Raw genomic sequence first — 20,062 nt, forward strand, 5'->3', positions numbered from 1 at the left:
GCATGAATTATTTCGAAAGTACGCTTCGCTTAAGGATTTCGTCCTACGACTTATACCGGATACATCAGCATCTGGATTATTTCATTCAGGAACAGTGCAAGGCAAAACTCCCATACTCGTTTTCCATTCAACCGGGCACCGGCAATGATACCTACATCTTGTTGCGCACAGCACAAGCCGTTGGCGTGCCGGGTGAGGTTAAAAAAAGCGTGTATTTTTCAGAAGGGCAGGAAGTCACAATCACAGGGACTATTGCAGCGGTTCGGCGTGAAGTTTTAAACGGCCGCAAGCGTGAAACTTGCCCCCCATCCGAGGAATTGCCGGATTTTGTAAAATACCGCTTAGATCGTGCTGGCTTGACTCCCCACCATGTCGGGGTAAACAAAATGGATAATTTAATCGTAAAAAAGGCTGACCAACCTACGCAAAAAGGGCACAGGATCCATATCCCTGCCTGGGGTCGTCTCAGAAAACGGAAAATAAAGCACGCTAAGCCGGTGGCAGCGGTCGCAATGGCCTAAACTTCCCCGCACCGACCTTGGCGCTGCTGCGCCATAGGTAATCGCCGGTCAGGTTGATGTGCTCCCACCCCAGCGGCGACAGATATTGCAACAATGTGTCGTCCAGCGCCGTGCCGTTGCCACGCAAAGCACTGGTGGCACGCTCCAGATATACCGTGTTCCACAACACGATGGCCGCCGTCACCAGATTGAGGCCGCTGGCCCGGTAGCGCTGCTGCTCAAAACTGCGGTCGCGGATTTCACCCAATCGGTAGAAGAAGACCGCCCTGGCCAGCGCGTTGCGCGCCTCGCCCTTATTCAGCCCCGCATGGACGCGGCGGCGCAGCTCCACGCTTTGCAGCCAATCCAAAATGAACAGCGTGCGCTCGATGCGCCCCAGCTCGCGCAACGCCACGGCCAAGCCGTTCTGGCGCGGGTAGCTGCCGAGTTTGCGCAGCATCAGCGAAGCCGTTACCGTGCCTTGCTTGATGGAGGTGGCCAGCCGCAGAATTTCATCCCAATGGGCGCGTATTTGCTTGATGTTCAGCCTGTCGCTGCTAATCATCGGCTTGAGCGCGTCATAGGCGGCATCGCCCTTGGGGATGAATAGCTTGGTTTCGCCCAAGTCACGGATACGCGGCGCGAAGCGAAATCCCAGCAAATGCATCAAGCCAAACACGTGATCGGTGAAGCCTGCCGTGTCGGTGTAGTGTTCCTCGATGCGCAAGTCCGACTCGTGGTACAGCAGGCCATCAAGCACGTAAGTTGAATCACGAATGCCCACGTTGACCACCTTGGCACTGAAGGGCGCGTACTGGTCGGAGATATGGGTGTAGAAAGTCCGTCCTGGACTGCTTCCATACTTCGGGTTGATATGACCAGTGCTTTCTGCTTTGCTGCCGGTTCTGAAGTTCTGGCCGTCCGACGATGACGTGGTGCCGTCACCCCAGTTGCCGGCGAAGGGTTGCCGAAACTGCGCATTCACCAGCTCGGCCAGCGCCGTCGAATAGGTTTCATCGCGGATGTGCCAGGCTTGCAGCCAAGACAGCTTGGCGTAGGTGGTGCCAGGGCAGGACTCGGCCATTTTGGTCAGACCCAGGTTGATCGCGTCGGCCAGGATCGTCGTCAACAGCAAGGTTTTGTCCTTGGCCGTGTCGCTGGTCTTCAGGTGTGTGAAGTGGCGGGTGAAGCCCGTCCATTCATCGACCTCCATCAGCAACTCGGTGATTTTGAGGTGCGGCAGCAGCATAGCTGTCTGGTCGATCATGGCTTGCGCGGCGTCTGGTACTGCCGCGTCCAGCGGCGTGATCTTCAGGCCTGACGCGGTGGTGATGATGGCATCCGGTAAGTCGTTGGCCGCAGCCATGCGGTTGACTGTGGCGAGTTGCGCCTCCAACAATTCCAACCGGTCATGCAGGTATTGGTCGCAGTCGGTGGCCACTGCCAGCGGCAATTCGCTGGCCAGCTTCAAAGTGGCGAACTTCTCGACCGGCACCAGGTATTCGTCGAAGTCCTTGAACTGGCGAGAACCCTGCACCCAGACATCACCGGAGCGCAGCGCGTTCTTCAGCTCCGACAGGGCGCATAACTCGTAGTAACGCCGGTCGATGCCGTCGTCGGTCAGAACCAGCTTTGCCCAGCGCGGCTTGATGAATGCGGTTGGCGCATCGGCGGGCACCTTGCGCGCGCTGTCGCTGTTCATGCCGCGCAGCATGTCGATGGCATCGAGCACACCCTTGGCGGCGGGCGCTTATCCATAGTATAATGAATAATAGTAGTTAAAGTAGTTTAGGAGGGGGATATTAGGGAGGTTTTTACTTTAAATAAAAATTAACAAGGTCTATAATTTATAGTAGTTAAAGTGGTTAAAGAGAGGTGGGAGGATGTGAAGGTTCAAAGGATAAAAGTGGAGAATAAGCCATATCCATTGTATTTATTGCTAGATGAAGAATATCAGGTAATAGAACCAGTAATGAGGTTTATAAAATATCTAGATAATACTGGTAAGTCACCAAATACCATTAAAGCATACTGCTATCATTTAAAGTTGCTATATGAGTTTATGGAACAGAGGGGGATTACCCTTAATGATATTAACTTTGAGAAATTAGCAGATTTTGTAGGTTGGTTGAGATACCCAACAGCAGCAAATGTAATTGATCTCTAGTCAAAAGAAGCCATAAGAGAAGAAACGACAGTGAATACAATTTTAAATGCTGTTATGAGTTATCTGGAATATTTAAGTAGATTAGGAGAATTTAAGTCAATTGATGTATTTAAACAAGCAAAGGGGAGAAATTTTAAGGGGTTTTTACATCATATTAATAAGGGTAAATATCAAAAGAATATCTTAAAGTTAAGGGTTAAAAAGAAGCAGATAAGAACACTAACATCAGAGGAAGTTAAGCAAATTATTGATGCTTGTCATACGAAGAGGGATAAATTAATTTTAATGCTTATGTATGAGGGTGGTTTAAGAATCGGTGAAGTGTTATCGCTAAGGCTTGAGGATATTGCCACTTGGGACAATCAAATCCATTTAACACCCAGAGACGTTAATGTTAATGAGGCCTATATTAAATTAAGGAAGGAAAGAACAATACATGTGAGTAAAGAACTTATGGCACTTTATACAGATTATTTGGTATATGAGTATGGTGAGGACTTGGAGCATGATTATGTTTTTATTTCTTTAAAAGAAGGCTATTTTGGAAAACCACTAAAGTACCAAAGTGTTCTTGATCTAGTTAGAAGAATAGTTAAAAGAACTAGAATAGAGTTTACGCCGCATATGCTACGCCACACTCATGCAACGCAGCTAATTAGGGATGGATGGGATGTTGCACACGTTCAAAAGAGGTTGGGCCATGCACATGTTCAAACAACGTTAAATACCTATGTTCATCTTTCAGATCAAGATATGAAAAATGAGTTTAATAAATATCTTGAGAGAAAGGAACATAAGAAATGAATGATTCTAGTAAAAGGAAAATTATCAGTCAGAGTGAGATCAGTAAGAAAATAGCTGCAATGAATGAAGAATTGCAGGGATTTTGGGCTAATAATAGTTGGGATATAAGGAAATGTCCGCATCCTTCTGCCATAGAATTAAGTAAGAACCCTACTTTAAGAAATCGGTGGGTTCGTTTTGAACGTGTTAAAAATCTGTGGTTAAGAACAGAATTGAAATATTTTTATTTTTACCATTTAAATAATGGAATATGGAATGCAAAAACTGTATGGATTAGAAAAGGAACTGTAATTAATAGAATGTTAGATTTTTTAGATTTAAAGTATCCTAACATTACTTCAATTACTGAAGTTCCTATTAAAAAAGCAATGACGGAATATAGGACATATTTGACAGAACAGGGTGTTAGAATTACCACTACTAATTATAAGATTACTGCTAATCAAGAAAAAATAGCTGTAGAAGCTAATTCTTACTATGTTACTAATTTAAAACAATTTATGGAGTTTTATGAGGACTTTTATTTTGATGGGGAGGAGTGGGATAAAGACATTTGGGATAGACGTAAGTTACCTTTGCCAGATGATAAGGTTAATCCGACACAATATGAATATGTAATTAACTTTAAAGGGGTTCGCAATACGTATTTTAAACAACTCGTAAAAAGATATTGTAAATTGAGATTAAATACGGATAGCTTTTCCTATGTATGTGATATCGCCCAAAAACTTAAAGAGTTCTTTAATTTCTTGGACATGAATTTTAAACACGTTCAGAGAATAAACCAATTAACGAGAATGGAAATTGAAGCATATTTAAGCGAATTAAATATGATGGGGATAAAGCCTAGCACAATAACTGGGAGGATCTCTATATTGGAAGGACTATTTAGTACCCTTCTAAGGCTAGAATGGAATGATATTCCTTCCAAGGTGTTAATCTATCCAGAAGACTATCCCAAAATACCGAGAGCAAAACCTCGTTTTATAGATGAATACGTTCTGGAGCAATTGAACAGTCATCTTGATAAATTACCCGAATATATAGCTACGATGACTATGATAGTCCAAGAATGTGGGATGAGGATAAGCGAATTGTGCACCTTGAAAAAAGGTTGTCTATTAGAGGACAAAGATGGAGATTACTTTTTAAAGTATTATCAATGGAAAATGAAAAAGGAGCATATAGTTCCAATATCAAAAGAGGTAGCTTTATTGATTAAAGTTCGGGAAGATAAAGTTTCATGGGAGTTTCCAGATAGTGAATACCTCTTTCCAAGAAAAGATGGATCGCCATTAAAACAAGAAACATTTAGAGACGAGTTAAACAAATTAGCTTATGAGCAAAAAATAGTCGATAAATCAGGCGAGATTTATAGATTCCATGCCCATGCCTTTCGCCATACAGTAGGAACAAGAATGATTAATAACGGAGTACCGCAGCATATTGTACAAAAGTTTTTGGGTCATGAAAGTCCTGAAATGACAAGCAGATATGCTCATATTTTTGATGAAACCCTTAAAGCTGAATTTACAAAATTCAAAGAAAAACTGGTAACTAATAATGGAGATATAATTGAGTTAGATAATGACAATGAAGTCGATGATGTTGATCTTCAATGGTTCAAGAAAAATATTAATGCACAAGTTCTTCCAAATGGTTATTGCCGATTACCAGTAATAGCAGGTTCTTGTCCACACGCCAATGCTTGTTTAGATTGTACTCATTTTTGTACAAGTAAGCAGTTTTTATCGCAGCATGAGGAACAGTTAAATCGTACTGAGGAGTTATTGGCAGTCGCTAAGGAAAAGCAATGGCAAAGGCAAATAGAGACTAATAACCGTGTTAAAGAGCGACTAGAGCAAATAATTGGCAGCCTGAAGGGGATTAGTTAGATGGTTAAACAGGTACGAAATACAGAGGAAATTGTGCGTTTGGCAAAGCAAAAGTCCAGGCGGACTAGAGAAAATGTAGACAAGGTTATCTCTAAACTATCGCTTGAAGGTAAGACTATTAATTTTAACACAGTTGCAAAGGAAGCTAATGTTTCTAAATCATGGCTTTATAAGGAACATGATATTAGGCAAAGGATTGAATCTCTCCGAAAACAGCAAAAAACAGAAAATGTAATATCAAAACCCAAGAAAAGCTCCCGTTCTGAAGAAGTCCTTATTAAAACCTTAAAAACAAGAGTAAAGGAATTAGAAGAGGAAAATATAAGATTAAGGAACCAGATCCAAAAATTATACGGAGATTTGTACATTAGAGAATAGTTAATCTATGAGTTTCACCAACTTGTGCTTTGAACTTTGAAGTGTTAAAATTAATATACTATTAATCGAAAGGAGAGATGGGTGGACAATGAAGAACTAATCTAATTTTTAACAAATGAAATAGTATATTTCAGTTTAAAAACTTAGGATTAGTCTGCCCATTTTTCCATATACTAAATAAATGTAAGACTGAATAGCTAAAAAGGCTAAATAGTTTTATTTGAGTGTCTTAAAAAGTGACATGACTAATCCTTCCAACATTATTTGGGAGGATTTTTTATTTCTCCCTGAATCAAAATAAAGAAAGAAGGAATCGAATTGTTAAAACAAAAGGAACTAATGGCAAGGGTTAAGGAACTTGTCCAGTCAGATGAACGAATATCTGCTTGTATGATGTATGGCTCTTTTACAAAAGGAGAGGGAGATCAATACTCTGATATAGAATATTACGTTTTTCTAAAAGATGATACAATTTCCACCTTTGATTCAGCAAAATGGCTAAATGAAGTCGCTTCCTACACTTTACTCTATCAAAATGAGTACGGTACGGAAGTAGTAATTTTTGAAAATCTAATACGTGGTGAATTTCATTTCCTTTCCGAAAACGAAATGAATATTATTCCTTCATTCAAAGAATCAGGCTACATTCCTGACACAAAAGCAATGTTTATTTATGATGAAACAGGACAACTAGAATTGTATTTATCAGAGTTGGAAGGTCCGGGACCAAATAGACTTACAGAAGAAAACGTAAATTTTTTATTGAATAATTTTTCCAACCTATGGTTAATGGGGATTAATGTTCTTAAAAGAGGGGAAAATGCACGTTCACTGGAACTTTTATCTCAATTACAAAAAAATATACTACAACTCATTCGAATTGCGGAAGAAAATGCCGATAATTGGTTTAATATGACAAAGAATCTTGAAAAAGAAATTAGTCCTGAAAACTATGAAAAGTTTAAAAAGACTACTGCCCGATTAAATGAATTAGAACTATATGAAGCCTATAAGAACTCTTTGCTTCTCGTTATGGAACTTCGAAATCTCGTTGAAAAACAGTATCAATTAACCATTAGCGATGATTTTTTAGGCAAACTGTTTAATTATATGAACGAATAAATAAAAAGCCTGTATCTCAAGTGATAACTAAGATACAGGCTTTAATTGTTATTTACTTTAAATACATGTTCTCAAAGTGAAAGTATTGATTTTAATGGATTTTTAATAGTTTACTCTTGATAAATTTGCAGCCCGCAATTTGAGCACGCCCAGGAACTGCGGCGCGTAGCGGCGTAGCGTGGCATAGCTTTCACCGATGTGGTGCAGGAAATCAAAGTCGGCAGGCCGCGCCAATGTTTGCGCTTCGGTGACGCTGGCGGCGAAGGTGTCCCAGGGCATAACGGCCTCGATGGCGGCGAACGGATCGCTGCCGCTTTGCTTGGCCTCAATCAACGCTTGACCGATGCGCCCATACATCCGCACCTTGTCGTTGATCGCCTTGCCGGAAGCCTGGAACTGCTGCTGATGCTTGTTCTTGGCCGCGTTGAACAGCTTGCCGATGATGCGATCGTGAAGGTCGATGATTTCATCGGTGACGGTGGCCATGCCTTCGATGGCCAGCGCTACCAGCGTGGCATAGCGTCGTTGCACCTCGAACTTTGCCAGATCAGCAGGCGTCATCTGGCCACCTTCACGAGCGATTTTGAGCAGGCGGTTCTGGTGAACCTGCCGCTCGATGCCTGCGGGCAGATCAAGTGCTTGCCAGGATTTCAGGCGCTCAATATGTTCGAGCATGTGGCGAGAGTTCGGTTTGGCAGGCGACTGGCGCAGCCATGCCAGCCACGTCACTTTACTGCCGTCCTTGCGCTTGAGAAGTTCGTCCAGGCGCTGACGGTGGGGTGATAACAAAGAATCGGTCAGCGCCGCGTAAATGCGTCGGTTGGCACGGGTGATGGCCTCGGCGCTTGCGCGCTCGATGGCATTCATGGCGGGCAGGATAATGCTCTGCCGCCGCAGATTCTCGACAAGTGCGCTCGCCAGCACGATGCCTTTGTCGGTCTGCAAGGCCAGCTCGGTCAATGTATGCACGGCTTGCCGATAGTGGCTCATGGTGAAGGGCTTGAACCCAAAAACCGTTTGCAGCTCGACCAAGTGCTCCCGCCGTGTCTGTTCGCGCTGGCCGTACTCGCTCCAACTTTCCACTGGCATCTTGAGTTGCGCGGCCACCATGCGCAACAGGGGCGGAAACGGAGGCTCATCGACGCCCAAAAAGGTGCCAGGGAATCGCAAGTAGCAAAGCTGCACAGCGAAGCCCAATCGATTCGCGGCGCCGCGACGCTGACGGATCACCGACAGGTCGGTTTCGTTGAACGTGTAGTGCCGTATCAGTTCGTCTTTGGCATCTGGCAGTGCCAGCAGGCTTTCGCGCTCGGTGGCGGACAGGATTGAGCGGCGTGGCATGGTCAGTCTTCCCGCAGGTACTGGTACAAGGTTTCGCGGCTGATGCCGAAGTCACGGGCCACCAAGGTTTTTTGGTCGCCTGCCGCAACTCGCCGTTTCAACTCGGCAATTTGTTCGCTGTTCAGCGATTTCTTTCGTCCCCGGTAGGCACCGCGCTGCTTGGCCAGCACGATTCCCTCGCGCTGACGTTCGCGGATCAGGGCGCGCTCGAACTCAGCGAAGGCTCCCATGACCGACAGCATCAGATTGGCCATCGGTGAGTCCTCGCCGGTGAACTTCAGCCCTTCTTTGACGAACTCCATGCGCACGCCCCGTTGTGTCAGCCCTTGGACGATGCGGCGCAGGTCATCAAGGTTGCGTGCCAGCCTGTCCATGCTATGCACCACCACGGTGTCGCCCTCGCGGACGAAGGCCAGCAGCCTTTCCAGCTCGGGACGCTGGGTGTCCTTGCCAGAAGCCTTGTCGGTGAACACCCGCGCCACCTGAACACCCTCCAATTGCCGTTCCGGGTTCTGGTCGAAGCTGCTGACGCGGACATAGCCGATGCGTTGACCTTGCAAGATGCCTCCAAAGGCAAAAGTGTCAGGATGAAATCTATTACCTTTGACGGAATATGTCAATCAATAGGAAATTTAACTCTATTCTGACATCGTTTGCACATGGTGTCGTTTTCAGAAGACGGCTGCACTGAACGTCAGAAGCCGACTGCACTATAGCAGCGGAGGGGTTGGATCCATCAGGCAACGACGGGCTGCTGCCGGCCATCAGCGGACGCAGGGAGGACTTTCCGCAACCGGCCGTTCGATGCGGCACCGATGGCCTTCGCGCAGGGGTAGTGAATCCGCCAGGATTGACTTGCGCTGCCCTACCTCTCACTAGTGAGGGGCGGCAGCGCATCAAGCGGTGAGCGCACTCCGGCACCGCCAACTTTCAGCACATGCGTGTAAATCATCGTCGTAGAGACGTCGGAATGGCCGAGCAGATCCTGCACGGTTCGAATGTCGTAACCGCTGCGGAGCAAGGCCGTCGCGAACGAGTGGCGGAGGGTGTGCGGTGTGGCGGGCTTCGTGATGCCTGCTTGTTCTACGGCACGTTTGAAGGCGCGCTGAAAGGTCTGGTCATACATGTGATGGCGACGCACGACACCGCTCCGTGGATCGGTCGAATGCGTGTGCTGCGCAAAAACCCAGAACCACGGCCAGGAATGCCCGGCGCGCGGATACTTCCGCTCAAGGGCGTCGGGAAGCGCAACGCCGCTGCGGCCCTCGGCCTGGTCCTTCAGCCACCATGCCCGTGCACGCGACAGCTGCTCGCGCAGGCTGGGTGCCAAGCTCTCGGGTAACATCAAGGCCCGATCCTTGGAGCCCTTGCCCTCCCGCACGATGATCGTGCCGTGATCGAAATCCAGATCCTTGACCCGCAGTTGCAAACCCTCACTGATCCGCATGCCCGTTCCATACAGAAGCTGGGCGAACAAACGATGCTCGCCTTCCAGAAAACCGAGGATGCGAACCACTTCATCCGGGGTCAGCACCACCGGCAAGCGCCGCGACGGCCGAGGTCTTCCGATCTCCTGAAGCCAGGGCAGATCCGTGCACAGCACCTTGCCGTAGAAGAACAGCAAGGCCGCCAATGCCTGACGATGCGTGGAGACCGAAACCTTGCGCTCGTTCGCCAGCCAGGACAGAAATGCCTCGACTTCGCTGCTGCCCAAGGTTGCCGGGTGACGCACACCGTGGAAACGGATGAAGGCACGAACCCAGTTGACATAAGCCTGTTCGGTTCGTAAACTGTAATGCAAGTAGCGTATGCGCTCACGCAACTGGTCCAGAACCTTGACCGAACGCAGCGGTGGTAACGGCGCAGTGGCGGTTTTCATGGCTTGTTATGACTGTTTTTTTGTACAGTCTATGCCTCGGGCATCCAAGCAGCAAGCGCGTTACGCCGTGGGTCGATGTTTGATGTTATGGAGCAGCAACGATGTTACGCAGCAGGGCAGTCGCCCTAAAACAAAGTTAGGCCGCATGGACACAACGCAGGTCACATTGATACACAAAATTCTAGCTGCGGCAGATGAGCGAAATCTGCCGCTCTGGATCGGTGGGGGCTGGGCGATCGATGCACGGCTAGGGCGTGTAACACGCAAGCACGATGATATTGATCTGACGTTTCCCGGCGAGAGGCGCGGCGAGCTCGAGGCAATAGTTGAAATGCTCGGCGGGCGCGTCATGGAGGAGTTGGACTATGGATTCTTAGCGGAGATCGGGGATGAGTTACTTGACTGCGAACCTGCTTGGTGGGCAGACGAAGCGTATGAAATCGCGGAGGCTCCGCAGGGCTCGTGCCCAGAGGCGGCTGAGGGCGTCATCGCCGGGCGGCCAGTCCGTTGTAACAGCTGGGAGGCGATCATCTGGGATTACTTTTACTATGCCGATGAAGTACCACCAGTGGACTGGCCTACAAAGCACATAGAGTCCTACAGGCTCGCATGCACCTCACTCGGGGCGGAAAAGGTTGAGGTCTTGCGTGCCGCTTTCAGGTCGCGATATGCGGCCTAACAATTCGTCCAAGCCGACGCCGCTTCGCGGCGCGGCTTAACTCAGGTGTTAGACGGCAAGAAAAGGTTCCACGAACTCTGATGAAAAACTACTTTGACAGCCCTTTCAAAGGGGAGCTTCTTTCTGAGCAAGTGAAAAATCCAAACATCAAAGTAGGCCGTTATAGCTATTACTCTGGCTACTATCACGGCCACTCATTTGATGAATGCGCGCGATACTTGCATCCAGATCGTGATGACGTTGATAAATTGATCATTGGCAGCTTTTGTTCTATAGGAAGCGGGGCTTCCTTCATCATGGCTGGCAATCAGGGGCATCGGCATGACTGGGCATCATCCTTCCCCTTCTTCTATATGCAAGAGGAACCTGCTTTCTCAAGCGCACTCGATGCCTTCCAAAGAGCAGGTGATACCGCCATTGGCAATGATGTCTGGATAGGCTCGGAGGCAATGATTATGCCCGGAATCAAAATTGGAGACGGTGCCGTGATAGGTAGTCGCTCGTTGGTGACAAAAGATGTAGTGCCTTATGCCATCATCGGAGGAAGTCCCGCAAAGCAAATTAAGAAGCGCTTCTCCGATGAGGAAATCTCATTGCTCATGGAGATGGAGTGGTGGAACTGGCCACTGGATAAAATTAAGACAGCAATGCCTCTGCTGTGCTCGTCAAATATTTTTGGTCTGCATAAGTATTGGCGCGAGTTTGTCGTCTAACAATTCATTCAAGCCGACGCCGCTTCGCGGCACGGCTTAATTCTGGCGTTAGCCACCAAGAAGGTGCCATGAAAACATTTGCCGCATATGTAATTATCGCGTGTCTTTCGAGTACGGCATTAGCTGGTTCAATTACAGAAAATACGTCTTGGAACAAAGAGTTCTCTGCCGAAGCCGTCAATGGTGTCTTCGTGCTTTGTAAAAGTAGCAGTAAATCCTGCGCTACCAATGACTTAGCTCGTGCATCAAAGGAATATCTTCCAGCATCAACATTTAAGATCCCCAACGCAATTATCGGCCTAGAAACTGGTGTCATAAAGAATGAGCATCAGGTTTTCAAATGGGACGGAAAGCCAAGAGCCATGAAGCAATGGGAAAGAGACTTGACCTTAAGAGGGGCAATACAAGTTTCAGCTGTTCCCGTATTTCAACAAATCGCCAGAGAAGTTGGCGAAGTAAGAATGCAGAAATACCTTAAAAAATTTTCCTATGGCAACCAGAATATCAGTGGTGGCATTGACAAATTCTGGTTGGAAGGCCAGCTTAGAATTTCCGCAGTTAATCAAGTGGAGTTTCTAGAGTCTCTATATTTAAATAAATTGTCAGCATCTAAAGAAAACCAGCTAATAGTAAAAGAGGCTTTGGTAACGGAGGCGGCACCTGAATATCTAGTGCATTCAAAAACTGGTTTTTCTGGTGTGGGAACTGAGTCAAATCCTGGTGTCGCATGGTGGGTTGGGTGGGTTGAGAAGGAGACAGAGGTTTACTTTTTCGCCTTTAACATGGATATAGACAACGAAAGTAAGTTGCCGCTAAGAAAATCCATTCCCACCAAAATCATGGAAAGTGAGGGCATCATTGGTGGCTAAAACAAAGTTAAACATCATGAGGGAAGCGGTGATCGCCGAAGTATCGACTCAACTATCAGAGGTAGTTGGCGTCATCGAGCGCCATCTCGAACCGACGTTGCTGGCCGTACATTTGTACGGCTCCGCAGTGGATGGCGGCCTGAAGCCACACAGTGATATTGATTTGCTGGTTACGGTGACCGTAAGGCTTGATGAAACAACGCGGCGAGCTTTGATCAACGACCTTTTGGAAACTTCGGCTTCCCCTGGAGAGAGCGAGATTCTCCGCGCTGTAGAAGTCACCATTGTTGTGCACGACGACATCATTCCGTGGCGTTATCCAGCTAAGCGCGAACTGCAATTTGGAGAATGGCAGCGCAATGACATTCTTGCAGGTATCTTCGAGCCAGCCACGATCGACATTGATCTGGCTATCTTGCTGACAAAAGCAAGAGAACATAGCGTTGCCTTGGTAGGTCCAGCGGCGGAGGAACTCTTTGATCCGGTTCCTGAACAGGATCTATTTGAGGCGCTAAATGAAACCTTAACGCTATGGAACTCGCCGCCCGACTGGGCTGGCGATGAGCGAAATGTAGTGCTTACGTTGTCCCGCATTTGGTACAGCGCAGTAACCGGCAAAATCGCGCCGAAGGATGTCGCTGCCGACTGGGCAATGGAGCGCCTGCCGGCCCAGTATCAGCCCGTCATACTTGAAGCTAGACAGGCTTATCTTGGACAAGAAGAAGATCGCTTGGCCTCCCGCGCAGATCAGTTGGAAGAATTTGTTCACTACGTGAAAGGCGAGATCACCAAGGTAGTCGGCAAATAATGTCTAATAAAATGTTAACCTCTGAGGAAGAATTGTGAAACTATCACTAATGGTAGCTATATCGAAGAATGGAGTTATCGGGAATGGCCCTGATATTCCATGGAGTGCCAAAGGTGAACAGCTCCTGTTTAAAGCTATTACCTATAACCAATGGCTGTTGGTTGGACGCAAGACTTTTGAATCAATGGGAGCATTACCCAACCGAAAGTATGCGGTCGTAACACGTTCAAGTTTTACATCTGACAATGAGAACGTAGTGATCTTTCCATCAATTAAAGATGCTTTAACCAACCTAAAGAAAATAACGGATCATGTCATTGTTTCAGGTGGTGGGGAGATATACAAAAGCCTGATCGATCAAGTAGATACACTACATATATCTACAATAGACATCGAGCCGGAAGGTGATGTTTACTTTCCTGAAATCCCCAGCAATTTTAGGCCAGTTTTTACCCAAGACTTCGCCTCTAACATAAATTATAGTTACCAAATCTGGCAAAAGGGTTAATAAAATGTTAGGCATCACAAAGTACAGCATCGTGACCAACAGCAACGATTCCGTCACACTGCGCCTCATGACTGAGCATGACCTTGCGATGCTCTATGAGTGGCTAAATCGATCTCATATCGTCGAGTGGTGGGGCGGAGAAGAAGCACGCCCGACACTTGCTGACGTACAGGAACAGTACTTGCCAAGCGTTTTAGCGCAAGAGTCCGTCACTCCATACATTGCAATGCTGAATGGAGAGCCGATTGGGTATGCCCAGTCGTACGTTGCTCTTGGAGGCGGGGACGGATGGTGGGAAGAAGAAACCGATCCAGGAGTACGCGGAATAGACCAGTTACTGGCGAATGCATCACAACTGGGCAAAGGCTTGGGAACCAAGCTGGTTCGAGCTCTGGTTGAGTTGCTGTTCAATGATCCCGAGGTCACCAAGATCCAAACGGACCCGTCGCCGAGCAACTTGCGAGCGATCCGATGCTACGAGAAAGCGGGGTTTGAGAGGCAAGGTACCGTAACCACCCCAGATGGTCCAGCCGTGTACATGGTTCAAACACGCCAGGCATTCGAGCGAACACGCAGTGATGCCTAACCCTTCCATCGAGGGGGACGTCCAAGGGCTGGCGCCCTTGGCCGCCCCTCATGTCAAACGTTAGATGCACTAAGCACATAATTGCTCACAGCCAAACTATCAGGTCAAGTCTGCTTTTATTATTTTTAAGCGTGCATAATAAGCCCTACACAAATTGGGAGATATATCATGAAAGGCTGGCTTTTTCTTGTTATCGCAATAGTTGGCGAAGTAATCGCAACATCCGCATTAAAATCTAGCGAGGGCTTTACTAAGCTTGCCCCTTCCGCCGTTGTCATAATCGGTTATGGCATCGCATTTTATTTTCTTTCTCTGGTTCTGAAATCCATCCCTGTCGGTGTTGCTTATGCAGTCTGGTCGGGACTCGGCGTCGTCATAATTACAGCCATTGCCTGGTTGCTTCATGGGCAAAAGCTTGATGCGTGGGGCTTTGTAGGTATGGGGCTCATAATTGCTGCCTTTTTGCTCGCCCGATCCCCATCGTGGAAGTCGCTGCGGAGGCCGACGCCATGGTGACGGTGTTCGGCATTCTGAATCTCACCGAGGACTCCTTCTTCGATGAGAGCCGGCGGCTAGACCCCGCCGGCGCTGTCACCGCGGCGATCGAAATGCTGCGAGTCGGATCAGACGTCGTGGATGTCGGACCGGCCGCCAGCCATCCGGACGCGAGGCCTGTATCGCCGGCCGATGAGATCAGACGTATTGCGCCGCTCTTAGACGCCCTGTCCGATCAGATGCACCGTGTTTCAATCGACAGCTTCCAACCGGAAACCCAGCGCTATGCGCTCAAGCGCGGCGTGGGCTACCTGAACGATATCCAAGGATTTCCTGACCCTGCGCTCTATCCCGATATTGCTGAGGCGGACTGCAGGCTGGTGGTTATGCACTCAGCGCAGCGGGATGGCATCGCCACCCGCACCGGTCACCTTCGACCCGAAGACGCGCTCGACGAGATTGTGCGGTTCTTCGAGGCGCGGGTTTCCGCCTTGCGACGGAGCGGGGTCGCTGCCGACCGGCTCATCCTCGATCCGGGGATGGGATTTTTCTTGAGCCCCGCACCGGAAACATCGCTGCACGTGCTGTCGAACCTTCAAAAGCTGAAGTCGGCGTTGGGGCTTCCGCTATTGGTCTCGGTGTCGCGGAAATCCTTCTTGGGCGCCACCGTTGGCCTTCCTGTAAAGGATCTGGGTCCAGCGAGCCTTGCGGCGGAACTTCACGCGATCGGCAATGGCGCTGACTACGTCCGCACCCACGCGCCTGGAGATCTGCGAAGCGCAATCACCTTCTCGGAAACCCTCGCGAAATTTCGCAGTCGCGACGCCAGAGACCGAGGGTTAGATCATGCCTAGCATTCACCTTCCGGCCGCCCGCTAAATATCTCCTTTTGGGTTGTTAATAAAACATCCAATAAGTTGACTGTGCGTGAAAAAGAAAGTTTTGTGTGATGGCGTTGAAGATCGCACCGTTAAGCTCTTATGTGGGATGGTGCAGAGCTCGACGACTACCGATAAAACGCAACCGCCGCAAACAGACAAGAAAAAGCCCCAACTGATAACAGTTGGGGCTTCAGTATTGTGATTGGTGGAGCAATAGCACCCTGAACCCAAAACCTTCTCGCTCAACCGGTAGTGGCTGATAACAACTCGTGAGGGCTATTGCGGGTTAAGCATTTAGCGATGTCTAGGGCCAGACTGGACGTCTGAACGCAAGCCGCTGATACTGTACATAACCACAGTATCAGCGGAGGATACCCATGTCGCTGGCAAGGAACGCCACGGCGAGTCAATCGCCCACTCAAACAAACGGTTACGAACGCCACCAACCCGACCAGACGCTGCTCTACCAGCTGGTTGAGCAGCACTACCCAGCCTTCAAAGCCTCACTCGAAGCCCAAGGTCAACACCTGCCTCGCTACATCCAACAAGAATTCAACGACCTCCTCCAATGTGGCCGTCTGGAGTATGGTTTCATGCGGGTTCGCTGCGAGGATTGTCATCACGAGCGTCTGGTCGCCTTCAGCTGTAAACGACGCGGCTTTTGCCCTAGCTGCGGTGCCCGCCGGATGGCCGAGAGTGCGGCGCTGCTGATAGACGAAGTCTTCCCCAAGGAGCCCATTCGCCAGTGGGTGCTCAGCTTTCCTTTCCAGCTACGCTTTTTGCTGGCTCGCCATCCCCAGCTGATGGGCCAGGTCTTGAGTATCGTCTATCGTACACTCTCAACTCATCTGATCAAAAAAGCCGGTTACACCAAAGCCTCTGCACAAACTGGCTCAGTGACTCTTATCCAACGCTTTGGCTCCGCGCTAAATCTCAATGTCCACTACCACATGCTGTTTCTCGATGGTGTCTATGCCGAAGATGACTATGGCAAGCAACGCTTCCATCGTGTCAAGGCACCCACTTACGATGAGCTGAATACGCTCGCTCACACCCTCAGCCATCGCATCGCTCGCTGCATGGAAAAGCGTGGGATTTTGGAGCGTGATGCCGAGAATACGTGGTTGACACTGGAAGAGGGCGAAGACGATACGCTGACTCAATTACATGGTGCTTCGGTTACGTATCGCATTGCCGTCGGCCCCCAGCAAGGGCGCAAAGTCTTCACCCTGCAAACCTTGCCAGGGCGTGAGGATAAAGCCGACTCAAGCAGTCGAGTAGCCAACCATGCTGGTTTCTCGCTACACGCCGGTGTGATGGCCGAAGCGCATCAGCGGGATAAGCTTGAGCGCTTGTGTCGCTACATTAGTCGGCCAGCGGTTTCAGAAAAACGTCTGGCATTAACCGCCAATGGGCAGGTGCGTTACGAGCTCAAAACTCCGTACCGCAATGGCACCACCCATGTGATCTTCGAGCCGCTGGACTTCATCGCCAAACTCGCTGCGTTGGTACCTAAGCCGCGAGTCAACCTCACACGCTTCCACGGCGTCTTTGCACCGAACAGCAAACACCGAGTTCAAGTAACACCCGCCAAGCGGGGCAAGAAGCCCGACAAATCGGAAGGTCTCGATACTAACTGGCGTGACAAGAGTCCTGCAGAGCGCCACCGCGCCATGACCTGGATGCAACGCCTCAAGCGAGTCTTCAATATTGATATTGAAGTCTGCGAACACTGCGGCGGTCACGTCAAAGTGATTGCCAGCATCGAAGATCCGAAGGTCATTGAGCAGATTCTCAAGCATCTGAAACAGAAAACAGCCAAGGCGAATGCCGCCAAGCAGCGTGAGCTGCCACCAGAACGAGCGCCGCCACTGACTCCCAGCCTGTTCGATCCATCACAGAGTCGTCTCTTTGACTGACGACCCCAAATCCAACACTGCTCAACACTGCCAACTTTTAAACGGGGCGGTGGGGCAGTTTGTATCTCTCGAGCTATCAGGCTAGAGATTTTACCGCCAAATCGAACCTTATTAGAGCGGTTTAGGCTGGACCGGCAGTTAAAATTGGGGCTTGAGCGGTAAACGAGTGAGGGAATTTCAGGTAAGATACTTCGGATGAGGAGCAAAAAGGTGGTTTATACTTCCTATACCCAACGCCAACCCCATGCCGCCGGGCAGCGCGCCTTTGGGGGTCTTGGCGTCGAACAAGATCAAGTCCGCCGCCCCGGCATAGGCTGCGGCGCGTGCGACATCGCTGGCGCTGGCGACGGGCAGCGCCTTCCACACCGGCTTGCCAAACCGCGCGCGCAACTGGGCCACGCGTTCGGGCGATTCCGAACCGTGCAGCTGCAGCGCGTTCAGCTTGGCTGCCACCAGTGCGTCGGCGATGACAGCATCATCCGCATCGACGAACAAACCGACCATGGCGATCTGGCCAGCTGCGCGCGATGTCAAAGCGCCCGCGACATTCGACGTAACCGCACGGGGCGACGCTGGATAGAACACCAACCCGGCATAGTCCGCCCGCGCCGCGATGGTCGCATCGAGCGCCTCGGGTGTGCTGATCCCGCAAATCTTGATTTTCGCGGGCATGCGGTCAGTCGGGGTTCTGGATCAGCCGCACCAGCGTGCAGTCGGGATCGATCAGGTAGCCGATCCTCAGGCCGCTCGCCTCCAGTTGCGGAGCTTTGAAGCGCGGCCAGCCGGTGCTTTTTTCCTCGGCTCCCGCCGCGTTCACCAATGCCACCATGGCATCGAGATCATCCAACCGCAGGCAACAGCCGAACGAGCTCGTAGCTGGGTCGAGGTCAGGATAGGGGAAGAATTCGAGCTGCAAACCGCCGCGCTGCAGGATCATCCAGCCGCGATCCTTCCAACTCGTCGCAAAGCCCAGCTTCGCATAAAACGCCTCTGTCACATCGAAATCGCGCGATGGCAGATTGGGGGTGACGTGGTCAGCCATGGCTCAGCGCAGCTTGTCGGCCATGCGGGCCGTATGAGTGATTGCGGCGCGGCTATCGGGGGCGGAATGGCTCATCACGATCATGCTGGCCTTGGGGAACGCCGCACCAAACGCGCGCGCTGACGCGGCGTAGTGCTCAGTGTCGGCATCACCGAGATTGCCGAGCGACTTGGCCTTGCTGTCCTTGATCAGGCAGCCACCAAAAGCGATGTCGGTGCCGTCGATCCCAACGGTGATATTGTCACTGGTGTGGCCGGGGCCGGGGTAAAATACCTTGAGCGGGCCAAAGTTGGGCGCGGTTGCTGGTTCGACCCAGCCATTGGCGGCGAAAGTCAGGCTGTGTTGCGCCGCAACCATCCCCTCTTGCGGGGCAAGCTGGTTCGACAACGCATTGGCATAAGTCGCAATCCCCGCCGCATGCAGCGCGTCCATACCGCCCATCTTGTCCTGATGCGCGTGAGTCACCACCGCCAGCGCGACCGGCAGGTTGATCTCCTGCTTGATCCAGTTGAGGATCTGGGCGGTCTGGTCATCGGTCCAGGCGGTATCGACCACCAGCACGCGGCCGCCATCCCTGACGATCAAACCGTTGGAAGCGACTGCCCCGAAACCCGGCATGTCGAGATAGGAAGTGTGCTGCCAGACATTCGGTGCGAGCTGGCGGAAAACCAGATCGCCAAACCGTTGGTCGCCAGTTTCCATTTGCTGGCCAATCGTCGGGCGGATTTCACCGGGCATGCACCCGCTCAGCATCAATGCAGCGGCTAATGCGGTGCTCAGCTTCGCGACCGGGTGCATAATATTGGGCAATTCCATCAAGTTTTCCTTTTATTCAGCATTAAAAACCCCGCAAATGCGAGGCCTAGTAAATAGATGATCTTAATTTGGTTCACTGTAGCAAAAATATGGGGCGAATTCAAACATGAGGTGCGACAGTTTCAAAAGCCATATGATAATCAACAAGCTGAGCAAATTTCTCTAATGGTGTAAGCCAATCTAACGCCTTTCTAGGACGAGTATTCAGTGACATGGCAACTTGATTTAAATAATGCTGATCTGCTGGCAATCAGGGGCATCGGTACGACTGGGCATCATCTTTCCCGTTCTTTTATATGCAGGAAGAACCTGCATTCTCAAGCGCACTCGATGCCTTCCAAAAAGCAGGTAATACTGTCATTGGCAATGACGTTTGGATCGGCTCTGAGGCAATGGTCATGCCCGGAATCAAGATCGGGCACGGTGCGGTGATAGGCAGCCGCTCGTTGGTGACAAAAGATGTGGAGCCTTACGCTATCGTTGGCGGCAATCCCGCTAAGAAGATTAAGAAACGCTTCACCGATGAGGAAATTTCATTGCTTCTGGAGATGGAGTGGTGGAATTGGTCACTGGAGAAGATCAAAGCGGCAATGCCCATGCTGTGCTCGTCTAATATTGTTGGCCTGCACAAGTATTGGCTCGAGTTTGCCGTCTAACAAT

General features: G+C 49.8%; 18 protein-coding genes and 5 pseudogenes. 15 read left to right on the forward strand and 8 right to left on the reverse strand.

The genetic code is table 11. The annotated features are described in order from the left end of the window. The first annotated feature begins 2 nt into the window (after positions 1 to 2). Positions 3 to 521, forward strand: coding sequence for a type I-E CRISPR-associated protein Cas6/Cse3/CasE (locus LG402_RS20925; protein ID WP_166268350.1), 519 nt, complete (start codon positions 3 to 5; stop codon positions 519 to 521). Here the strand turns inward: LG402_RS20925 and LG402_RS20930 are convergent. Then, a pseudogene (locus tag LG402_RS20930) lies at positions 490 to 2,250 on the reverse strand (Tn3 family transposase); the annotation flags it as partial. The gene LG402_RS20925 and the pseudogene LG402_RS20930 overlap by 32 nt on opposite strands. Before the next feature lie 135 nt (positions 2,251 to 2,385). Here LG402_RS20930 and LG402_RS20935 point away from each other — a divergent pair. The 4 genes and pseudogenes from LG402_RS20935 (at position 2,386) to lnu(G) (ending at position 6,866) form a co-directional block, all read left to right on the forward strand. Continuing rightward, positions 2,386 to 3,471: pseudogene (locus tag LG402_RS20935) on the forward strand (tyrosine-type recombinase/integrase). Next, complete coding sequence (locus LG402_RS20940) at positions 3,468 to 5,366, forward strand: tyrosine-type recombinase/integrase (RefSeq protein ID WP_031911636.1); 1,899 nt, start codon at positions 3,468 to 3,470, stop codon at positions 5,364 to 5,366. The pseudogene LG402_RS20935 and the gene LG402_RS20940 overlap by 4 nt, the downstream one beginning before the upstream one ends. Continuing rightward, the gene (locus LG402_RS20945; RefSeq protein WP_002333497.1) at positions 5,367 to 5,744 is read left to right on the forward strand and encodes a DUF6262 family protein; all 378 of its coding nucleotides are present in this window, start codon (positions 5,367 to 5,369) and stop codon (positions 5,742 to 5,744) included. A 318-nt stretch (positions 5,745 to 6,062) separates the two neighbouring features. After that, the gene (gene lnu(G) / locus LG402_RS20950) at positions 6,063 to 6,866 is read left to right on the forward strand and encodes a lincosamide nucleotidyltransferase Lnu(G) (RefSeq protein WP_002333496.1); all 804 of its coding nucleotides are present in this window, start codon (positions 6,063 to 6,065) and stop codon (positions 6,864 to 6,866) included. A 126-nt stretch (positions 6,867 to 6,992) separates the two neighbouring features. Here lnu(G) and LG402_RS20955 read toward each other — a convergent pair. The 3 genes and pseudogenes from LG402_RS20955 to intI1 all read right to left on the reverse strand — a co-directional run. Next, positions 6,993 to 8,207 (reverse strand): annotated as a pseudogene (locus tag LG402_RS20955) (DUF4158 domain-containing protein); the annotation flags it as partial. 2 nt (positions 8,208 to 8,209) lie between these two features. Continuing rightward, on the reverse strand, positions 8,210 to 8,767 hold the full coding sequence (locus LG402_RS20960; RefSeq protein ID WP_001162012.1) for a recombinase family protein: 558 nt from the start codon (positions 8,765 to 8,767) through the stop codon (positions 8,210 to 8,212). 305 nt (positions 8,768 to 9,072) lie between these two features. Next, complete coding sequence (intI1, locus tag LG402_RS20965) at positions 9,073 to 10,086, reverse strand: class 1 integron integrase IntI1 (protein ID WP_000845054.1); 1,014 nt, start codon at positions 10,084 to 10,086, stop codon at positions 9,073 to 9,075. 145 nt (positions 10,087 to 10,231) lie between these two features. Between intI1 and aadB the strand changes: the two genes are divergently transcribed. The 9 genes from aadB (at position 10,232) to LG402_RS21010 (ending at position 17,544) form a co-directional block, all read left to right on the forward strand. Continuing rightward, a complete protein-coding gene (gene aadB / locus LG402_RS20970; protein ID WP_000381802.1) occupies positions 10,232 to 10,765 on the forward strand; it encodes an aminoglycoside nucleotidyltransferase ANT(2'')-Ia in 534 nt (177 codons plus the stop codon). Positions 10,766 to 10,845: 80 nt separating this feature from the next. Further along, complete coding sequence (locus LG402_RS20975) at positions 10,846 to 11,478, forward strand: type B-3 chloramphenicol O-acetyltransferase CatB8 (protein ID WP_048608591.1); 633 nt, start codon at positions 10,846 to 10,848, stop codon at positions 11,476 to 11,478. Positions 11,479 to 11,546: 68 nt separating this feature from the next. Further along, on the forward strand, positions 11,547 to 12,347 hold the full coding sequence (locus LG402_RS20980) for an oxacillin-hydrolyzing class D beta-lactamase OXA-10 (protein ID WP_000846390.1): 801 nt from the start codon (positions 11,547 to 11,549) through the stop codon (positions 12,345 to 12,347). A gap of 16 nt (positions 12,348 to 12,363) precedes the next feature. Continuing rightward, the gene (gene aadA1 / locus LG402_RS20985; RefSeq protein ID WP_001206316.1) at positions 12,364 to 13,155 is read left to right on the forward strand and encodes an ANT(3'')-Ia family aminoglycoside nucleotidyltransferase AadA1; all 792 of its coding nucleotides are present in this window, start codon (positions 12,364 to 12,366) and stop codon (positions 13,153 to 13,155) included. 34 nt (positions 13,156 to 13,189) lie between these two features. Continuing rightward, on the forward strand, positions 13,190 to 13,663 hold the full coding sequence (gene dfrA1, locus LG402_RS20990) for a trimethoprim-resistant dihydrofolate reductase DfrA1 (RefSeq protein ID WP_000777555.1): 474 nt from the start codon (positions 13,190 to 13,192) through the stop codon (positions 13,661 to 13,663). A gap of 4 nt (positions 13,664 to 13,667) precedes the next feature. Then, positions 13,668 to 14,249 (forward strand): AAC(6')-Ib family aminoglycoside 6'-N-acetyltransferase, encoded by a 582-nt coding sequence (gene aac(6')-Ib / locus LG402_RS20995; RefSeq protein ID WP_137022591.1) that lies wholly within the window; start codon positions 13,668 to 13,670, stop codon positions 14,247 to 14,249. A 168-nt stretch (positions 14,250 to 14,417) separates the two neighbouring features. Beyond that, the gene (locus LG402_RS21000; protein WP_000679427.1) at positions 14,418 to 14,765 is read left to right on the forward strand and encodes a quaternary ammonium compound efflux SMR transporter QacE delta 1; all 348 of its coding nucleotides are present in this window, start codon (positions 14,418 to 14,420) and stop codon (positions 14,763 to 14,765) included. After that, entirely contained in the window at positions 14,759 to 15,598 is an 840-nt protein-coding gene (gene sul1 / locus LG402_RS21005) for a sulfonamide-resistant dihydropteroate synthase Sul1 (protein WP_000259031.1), read from the forward strand. Before LG402_RS21000 ends, sul1 begins: the two co-directional genes overlap by 7 nt. Positions 15,599 to 16,002: 404 nt before the next feature. Beyond that, positions 16,003 to 17,544, forward strand: coding sequence for an IS91-like element ISCR1 family transposase (locus tag LG402_RS21010; RefSeq protein ID WP_000050481.1), 1,542 nt, complete (start codon positions 16,003 to 16,005; stop codon positions 17,542 to 17,544). A gap of 177 nt (positions 17,545 to 17,721) precedes the next feature. On the opposite strand, the gene LG402_RS21015 is transcribed toward LG402_RS21010, so the two are convergent. The 4 genes and pseudogenes from LG402_RS21015 to LG402_RS21030 form a co-directional block, all read right to left on the reverse strand. After that, on the reverse strand, positions 17,722 to 18,216 hold the full coding sequence (locus LG402_RS21015) for a phosphoribosylanthranilate isomerase (protein WP_223231887.1): 495 nt from the start codon (positions 18,214 to 18,216) through the stop codon (positions 17,722 to 17,724). Positions 18,217 to 18,220: 4 nt separating this feature from the next. Next, positions 18,221 to 18,586 carry a bleomycin binding protein Ble-MBL gene (gene ble, locus LG402_RS21020; protein ID WP_004201167.1) on the reverse strand — a complete coding sequence of 122 codons (366 nt, stop codon included), beginning with the start codon at positions 18,584 to 18,586 and terminating at the stop codon, positions 18,221 to 18,223. Between the two features lie 3 nt (positions 18,587 to 18,589). Continuing rightward, complete coding sequence (locus tag LG402_RS21025) at positions 18,590 to 19,402, reverse strand: subclass B1 metallo-beta-lactamase NDM-1 (RefSeq protein WP_004201164.1); 813 nt, start codon at positions 19,400 to 19,402, stop codon at positions 18,590 to 18,592. Positions 19,403 to 19,502: 100 nt separating this feature from the next. After that, a pseudogene (locus LG402_RS21030) lies at positions 19,503 to 19,646 on the reverse strand (IS30 family transposase); the annotation flags it as partial. Here LG402_RS21030 and LG402_RS21035 point away from each other — a divergent pair. Further along, positions 19,645 to 20,058 (forward strand): annotated as a pseudogene (locus tag LG402_RS21035) (CatB-related O-acetyltransferase); the annotation flags it as partial. The pseudogenes LG402_RS21030 and LG402_RS21035 sit on opposite strands and share 2 nt — an antisense overlap. Positions 20,059 to 20,062 lie beyond the last annotated feature (4 nt).

Source organism: Proteus sp. NMG38-2, assembly GCF_020640995.1.
Classification (GTDB): Bacteria; Pseudomonadota; Gammaproteobacteria; order Enterobacterales; family Enterobacteriaceae; genus Proteus.

What these genes read in the sequence shown, in the direction of transcription:
- LG402_RS20925 (WP_166268350.1), top strand. Translation starts at nt 3, where the DNA reads ATGAATTATTTCGAAAGTACGCTTCGCTTAAGGATTTCGTCCTACGAC.
- LG402_RS20940 (WP_031911636.1), top strand. Translation starts at nt 3,468, where the DNA reads ATGAATGATTCTAGTAAAAGGAAAATTATCAGTCAGAGTGAGATCAGT.
- LG402_RS20945 (WP_002333497.1), top strand. Translation starts at nt 5,367, where the DNA reads ATGGTTAAACAGGTACGAAATACAGAGGAAATTGTGCGTTTGGCAAAG.
- intI1 (WP_000845054.1), bottom strand. Translation starts at nt 10,086, where the DNA reads ATGAAAACCGCCACTGCGCCGTTACCACCGCTGCGTTCGGTCAAGGTT.
- aadB (WP_000381802.1), top strand. Translation starts at nt 10,232, where the DNA reads ATGGACACAACGCAGGTCACATTGATACACAAAATTCTAGCTGCGGCA.
- LG402_RS20975 (WP_048608591.1), top strand. Translation starts at nt 10,846, where the DNA reads ATGAAAAACTACTTTGACAGCCCTTTCAAAGGGGAGCTTCTTTCTGAG.
- LG402_RS20980 (WP_000846390.1), top strand. Translation starts at nt 11,547, where the DNA reads ATGAAAACATTTGCCGCATATGTAATTATCGCGTGTCTTTCGAGTACG.
- aadA1 (WP_001206316.1), top strand. Translation starts at nt 12,364, where the DNA reads ATGAGGGAAGCGGTGATCGCCGAAGTATCGACTCAACTATCAGAGGTA.
- LG402_RS21000 (WP_000679427.1), top strand. Translation starts at nt 14,418, where the DNA reads ATGAAAGGCTGGCTTTTTCTTGTTATCGCAATAGTTGGCGAAGTAATC.
- sul1 (WP_000259031.1), top strand. Translation starts at nt 14,759, where the DNA reads ATGGTGACGGTGTTCGGCATTCTGAATCTCACCGAGGACTCCTTCTTC.
- LG402_RS21010 (WP_000050481.1), top strand. Translation starts at nt 16,003, where the DNA reads ATGTCGCTGGCAAGGAACGCCACGGCGAGTCAATCGCCCACTCAAACA.
- LG402_RS21015 (WP_223231887.1), bottom strand. Translation starts at nt 18,216, where the DNA reads ATGCCCGCGAAAATCAAGATTTGCGGGATCAGCACACCCGAGGCGCTC.
- ble (WP_004201167.1), bottom strand. Translation starts at nt 18,586, where the DNA reads ATGGCTGACCACGTCACCCCCAATCTGCCATCGCGCGATTTCGATGTG.
- LG402_RS21025 (WP_004201164.1), bottom strand. Translation starts at nt 19,402, where the DNA reads ATGGAATTGCCCAATATTATGCACCCGGTCGCGAAGCTGAGCACCGCA.